Annotated in this window: 7 protein-coding genes; all 7 read left to right on the top strand. The window is 36.8% G+C overall.

Annotated features, from left to right (window positions below):
- The coding region (locus K6G87_RS01085) for a Fic family protein (protein ID WP_296832689.1) at positions 1-497 on the top strand (497 nt) is incomplete at its 5' end.
- 433 nt (positions 498-930) lie between these two features.
- Positions 931-1,269 (top strand): hypothetical protein, encoded by a 339-nt coding sequence (locus K6G87_RS01090; protein ID WP_296832691.1) that lies wholly within the window; start codon positions 931-933, stop codon positions 1,267-1,269.
- A gap of 79 nt (positions 1,270-1,348) precedes the next feature.
- Entirely contained in the window at positions 1,349-1,756 is a 408-nt protein-coding gene (locus K6G87_RS01095; RefSeq protein ID WP_296832694.1) for a hypothetical protein, read from the top strand.
- Between the two features lies 1 nt (position 1,757).
- Entirely contained in the window at positions 1,758-2,927 is a 1,170-nt protein-coding gene (locus K6G87_RS01100; protein WP_296832697.1) for a hypothetical protein, read from the top strand.
- A 255-nt stretch (positions 2,928-3,182) separates the two neighbouring features.
- Entirely contained in the window at positions 3,183-3,644 is a 462-nt protein-coding gene (tnpA, locus tag K6G87_RS01105; protein ID WP_296832700.1) for an IS200/IS605 family transposase, read from the top strand.
- 512 nt (positions 3,645-4,156) lie between these two features.
- Positions 4,157-4,363 (top strand): hypothetical protein, encoded by a 207-nt coding sequence (locus tag K6G87_RS01110; RefSeq protein WP_094141163.1) that lies wholly within the window; start codon positions 4,157-4,159, stop codon positions 4,361-4,363.
- A gap of 309 nt (positions 4,364-4,672) precedes the next feature.
- Positions 4,673-5,662, top strand: a complete 990-nt coding sequence (locus K6G87_RS01115) for a hypothetical protein (protein WP_296832705.1) — start codon at positions 4,673-4,675, stop codon at positions 5,660-5,662.
- Positions 5,663-5,958: the final 296 nt, after the last annotated feature.

The raw sequence follows: 5,958 nt of genomic DNA on the forward strand, positions 1-5,958 counted from the left end.
CAATATTCATTCATGATTTTCTATGTGTGCATCCTTTTAATGATGGCAATGGACGAATGAGTAGATTGTTGACAACATTGCTACTCTATAGAGCTGGTTATGTTGTGGGTAGATATGTATCTTTGGAAAAAAAGATAGCTGGCTTAAAAGATTTGTATTATGACTCGCTTAATATGAGCCAAAATGGTTGGCATGAAGGAGAAGATGATCCTACTCCTTTTATCAAGTATATACTAAAGACCATAATTGCAGCTTATAAAGATTTTGAGGAGCGAATTGAAATTATTGATATAAAGGAACCTGCAATTGAACAGGTAAGAGCTGCCGTTTATAAAAAAATAGGCAAGTTTACAAAAAGTGAAATAATGGAAATGTGTCCAAAGCTAGGGCGCGCATCCGTGGAAAACTCGTTAACAGCACTTGTAAAGGAAGAAGTGCTTGAACGTCGAGGAAGTGGCAGGGGCACCTATTACGTAAGAAAAGATGCACTTGTTTGATTATTGAACTTATTTTATAAGATTAAAAATATTAAACTTTTGAAAGTGAGATATGAGCCAATAGTTTTAGGGAACTTTTGCAAACTATGGAGATAAAAAAGTTCCCTAAAATGTATTGAGGTTTAGGGAACTTGCTGCGAATGGTTCTATTCAAAATGCACTTTCGCCTGAGGTGATTCAGGCTGACAGTAATTACTATTTGCTGTGCTATATATCAAGGCTAGTAAATGAAGGATTTTTTCATGATGGTGGAAGAATACGAGGTGTTCCAGTCTCAATTGGTGGAACGAAATATGTTCCTCCACCTCCAATCGAATCACAGGTAATTGAAAGCATAAATGAGATTCTAAAAAGTGAAAAAAACCATTTGGATATCGCTATTGAGCTGTGTATGTATTAATACCCAGAAATCCAAGGAGGAGTTAAGTGGGCAGTGATAACTGATCTGCCTGAGAAAATAATAAAGAAACGATATGAGGAAGAACTGAAGAAGTACTGGCCTTATATAGTGATAACTGTTGAGCAGGGGGAGGCTTTCAGGGATTTTCATAGGAATGAGCATAAGCATGAGATGAGAAGTATCAGACATCACGATGCATTAGATTTTCAGGAGGAAATTCCTTTTGTCCAGGGATATGGAAATCTGGTTGGAAGAAAGTCTAAAGCTAGGCTGGAAGAGGAGATTGCAAGGATTGAAGGTGTTAGCCGCCAGGCTGTACATGAAACATTGAGCAGTGCGGTTAGGCTGCTGAGGGAGTTTGTTGAGGGATAGGGATATTTCTTGACAATGCTTACATATATAGATACACTATACATATAACTATAGTGTATCTATATTATGAGGGAACAATATGGGAGCAACATATACAGCAGCACAAAAAGCTGCAACTCAGAAATATATAAATTCTACAGATCAAATAAGAGTTCGTACTGGTAAGGGGAATCTAGATTTTATTAAGAATCATGCCAAGGATATGGGAGAGACTCTTGGAGAATTTGTAAATAGAGCAATACTAGAGGCAATCTATCGTGACAGAGGAGATATCCTCGTTGAGAAAACACATAGTGATGAGTATGGGATATCTGGAAATCTACTTTTATCAAGTGATAATCATTATGAAATTGATTTTGTCTCGGATGGTAGAAGAATGATTAGGGTTTTGGATAAGCAGAATGATGTACCTTCAAATTATATTTCTGATTATGCTTGGATGGCGTTGGAAAACGAGTATGAAAATGAATTGTTAGGTGGTGAGTAAGATGGCAATGTATACACTTATGCGAAAAAATGAAGAAATAATGATGCTTCAAATTGGCGATGATGGAAATATCGTAAAACTTGGTAAAAAGTCTAATACTGCCATTTTGCCATTGCAGAACAGAACAAGTCCTAGAGGAATTATAGAATGGTGGAGAGATAGAGCAATTCCAATTAAGCAAGGAAAGATTGAAAAGATGCTTAGGGAAAATGGAATTGAGACAAATGGATTATATCTTACTCATAATTTGGGGTTGAGTTTAACGGATTATTATTGGATTAGGCCAATTGGCTCTGAGTTAACCTGGGAAGATGTTAACCTCTTTGACAATGATTTTAAAGAGAATTTGCTCCTTGGAAAGATTAATTATAATGATAATGAGGTTGATGAATATCAGCCTAATTCTTCATTGCAAGGAAATCTTGAAAAGACTTGGATTATCGACAATGGAATTAGGAAACTAGTAAAAGGAAATCATGATATATATTCTAGCGAGAGCATAAACGAAGTTATTATTGGTGACGCGATTGTAGCACAAGGTCGTGATGCTGTAACATATTCTTTGCTTCACATTGATGGAAAAAATTATGATTATGGATGTATATCAAGCTTGTTTACATCACAGCAAAAAGAACTTGTTTCAGCTTATGCAGTAATGACTAGTGAGCTTAAACCTAATAACATTTCTGGATATGAACATTTTATTAATGTTTGTGATAAGAATGGGTTAGATAGAAATATTGTTAGAGAGTACTTGGAATTTGAAATTCTTATTGATTTTATTTTTAGTAATAGAGACAGACATCTGACAAATATTTCAATCTTACGTGATGCAGATACACTTAAGTTTATCTCTATGGCTCCAATTTATGATAGTGGTAAGAGTATGCTTGTGGGACGAGATATAGTACCAGTAACAGATAAATTTGTATTATCTCAAGAGTCTCAAGGATTTAAGGAGCATGAACTAGACCTATTAAAATATGTTCAAAACAGAAAGCTAATCGATGTAAATTTACTTCCTAAAGTAGAATATATTGAAGAAATGTACCGCAAAGATTCTCAAGTTAGTGAGGAACGAATTAAGTTTGTAAAAGAAATGTATCTACGAAAAATAGATATGTATGAAAGATTTGCTAATGGAGAAAATTTGAGTGCAATAAGATTCTAAGGATAATTAAATAACATTACAAAGAGTAGGACTTACAGATTAAAAATCTGTAGGTCCTTATTGTTAGGGCAAGGCCCTATTTTTCAAAGTCTTAGTTTTTATATTTTAGATAAAGATAAAATAGATACTTTGAAAAATGAATAAAACCACCTGCTCTGCGGGTGGTTAGGAATGCTTCAGCTTACAGAAAAATGCCTCCAGTGCTAGAATTACTATGGTTCGTCAGCCAAGTAAAAGCAAAGGAGGCAGTCCCCAATGGACATGAATAGTTTATCACACACAAAGTGGGAGTGTAAGTATTTTGCACCTAAATATAGGAGAAAGGTTGCATATGGTCAGTTAAAAGCTGATATAGCAAACATTCTTAGTACATTATGTAAGAGAAAAGGCGTGGAAATAATTGAAGCTGAAATATGCCCAGATCATGTACATATGTTGGTTAGAATACCACCAAGTATGAGTGTTTCGGGTTTTGTAGGATATCTAAAAGGTAAGAGTACGCTTATGATATTTGAGAGACATGCGAATTTAAAGTACAAGTATGGGAATAGACATTTTTGGTGCCGAGGATATTATGTAGATTCGGTAGGAAAGAATGCAAAGAAAATTGAAGAGTACATAAGGAATCAATTAAAAGAAGACTTAGAGTACGATCAAATGACACTCAAAGAGTATATTGACCCGTTCACGGGTGAGCCAGTAGTCAAAAACAGATAAGTAGAGCCCAAGGGGCTCGGTAGGTAAATGATGTTGCAGCTGGCGAACCTTTCAATGAGTCTTTAGACTCCAGTGCCGGTAACAAGCCCTTATAGGGCTAGAACAAACCACCGGCTAAGCCGGTGGTTTTGATTGTCACATTGCAATGTGCTATGGATGTGTAAGATGCTCAGATGTCAGATATAAAGATGTGTAGTAATATGATTATCATCAAGGGACGCCTTGGTAAGTATTTCGCGAGATACATGAACCTTTCAATAAAATATGGACGAGGAAATAAACACAGGTAGTATTGATTTTTGATCCGGAAACTGATATCATACAAACAGATGTTCGATACATCGAAAAATGATCAGTTAAGGAGTTGTGTGGTAATTGTGTTATACTCTGGCACTTACGGAATGGTTACTGCATTTGCCGACCGGATCAACGGCAATGGTATACATGTGAGAGGTGACATTTCCCTTTTCCTCTTCCAGTATCGGATAACGAATACAAGGAGGAGTCTCATTATGAAGATCGAGTTTTTTTGTAAATATTGTAGAAAGAGTTTGCATGTGGCATACGAGACCACTGGTGATAAGAATACAAAGGTTTTGCAGGGAATCATAATGACCTGCGGACATTGCCACAATAAGCATCCAAGAGCGATGTCCCTTCACAATGTTACTGAAGGTGAATTGCTCGAAAAGGCAGTCGCTGGAAAGATTTACATTTAAGTAGCAGACGGCAATCATAACAACTGAATATTGAAGCACGTATGGGCGTGATGGCTTCCTTGGTGGAGCGTACATGAGGGGCGTGTAGACATTACCGGGTTAGAACCTGGAATAGTTTACACAGCCCCTTTTTGTGTGCTTTTAATCTTTTGCTCTTCTTCCCGGTAAGATACCGGGAGGAGGAGCTTTTTTTGTATCTCATTCGTTTATACCGGCGTTGCCGGGAGCGCGGATGTGACTGATATTTATAACCTTATATAACCTACGGGGCTCTGCCTCCCAAGACAAAAGTTTTAGGAGGTAGAATCCATGAAAGAAACATTAAAACGTAACCCAGAGGAATCTTATAAGGAGTATTTGACAAGAGTAGCTGCATATATTGCATTACTTAAGAAGCAGGGACTTTTGAATGAAGCAGATGAAGCGTCTAATATAGCTTTTTGGGAAATCTTTGATATTATCAAGGAGATGGTGGAATGTGAAAGCCGACGCTGTAAGCTGGATGATCAGACACAGGAAGCATATATGACTAAAGTTATAAATGTAGCACCGAAATTGATTTATAGGTTTAACAATCCGGAATACATGGATGATAAATATGAAGGTAAGCAGTTTGAGGTTAAGACATTTTTTAAGAGCAGAACACAGTACTGTATCAGGGAAGCGGTGGCATCTGTACTTGAGATTACACCGGAAGAAGCGAAGGTACTTTTGAAGATTCGTTCTGCACGTGCTGCACTTGCCAGTGAGAATGATAGGACCGAGGATGATATTACTGTTGAAGAAATTTTTACCAAGTTAGGCGAGAAGATTTCGATAGCACAAATTACGGAACTTATCCTGACTGAGAAGGGAAAAGAATCCTATAATATGATAACTGAACAGGGAATCGAAAAGTTTAGACCACTTGGCTCTTCTGGGGGAGGCCAGGAATCATATGATATCGATGAAGTTGTCTTTGGAAAATCATTGGACGATGATGTAAAGCAGATATTCGATGGTGTATTTGCAAAGATGAGTCGTTTAGAGATATATTTGTTGTTGAAAAACTACGGTTTCTTGGGTGAGGATATCCGTTCCATGGACATGGAGGATTTTGTACAAGATTCTGATTTCAAAAGATTCTTTGCTGAGGATACATCGATTCGTTCAAGAAAGGATCCAGTCAAGACAGCATATAACAAGAATGTTAAGATAGAGAAAGCAATTGCTGCAATGGCAATGCAGGTAGCAGAAAGACGTTACAACGTGGATGGTGGCTTAGAAGAATATCTCTTTGGTCTTTTGGAAGATAAGTAAGTGTTTCAAAGAGGGGTACGGACCTTAGGTTCGTATCCCTCTTTTAATAGAAATAATTTTACTGGTATTTTTAATTTTCTTGTGGCTTATTGGTAAGGCATGTGTTATAATACTTTATAGCGAACAATGTCAAATTGTTCGAGAGTTTTTAAGCGAACCAGAACGAAGGAAGGAGGTAGTTATAGTATCACGGTGATACAGCTCGTGATACTAAAATGATACTATTTCTTCGAAAAGCACAAGAAATACAAGGCATTTTAAGTAATTGTGGAAAATAAGAATGCCGTATTTAACAT

The organism is Butyrivibrio sp., assembly GCF_024699075.1.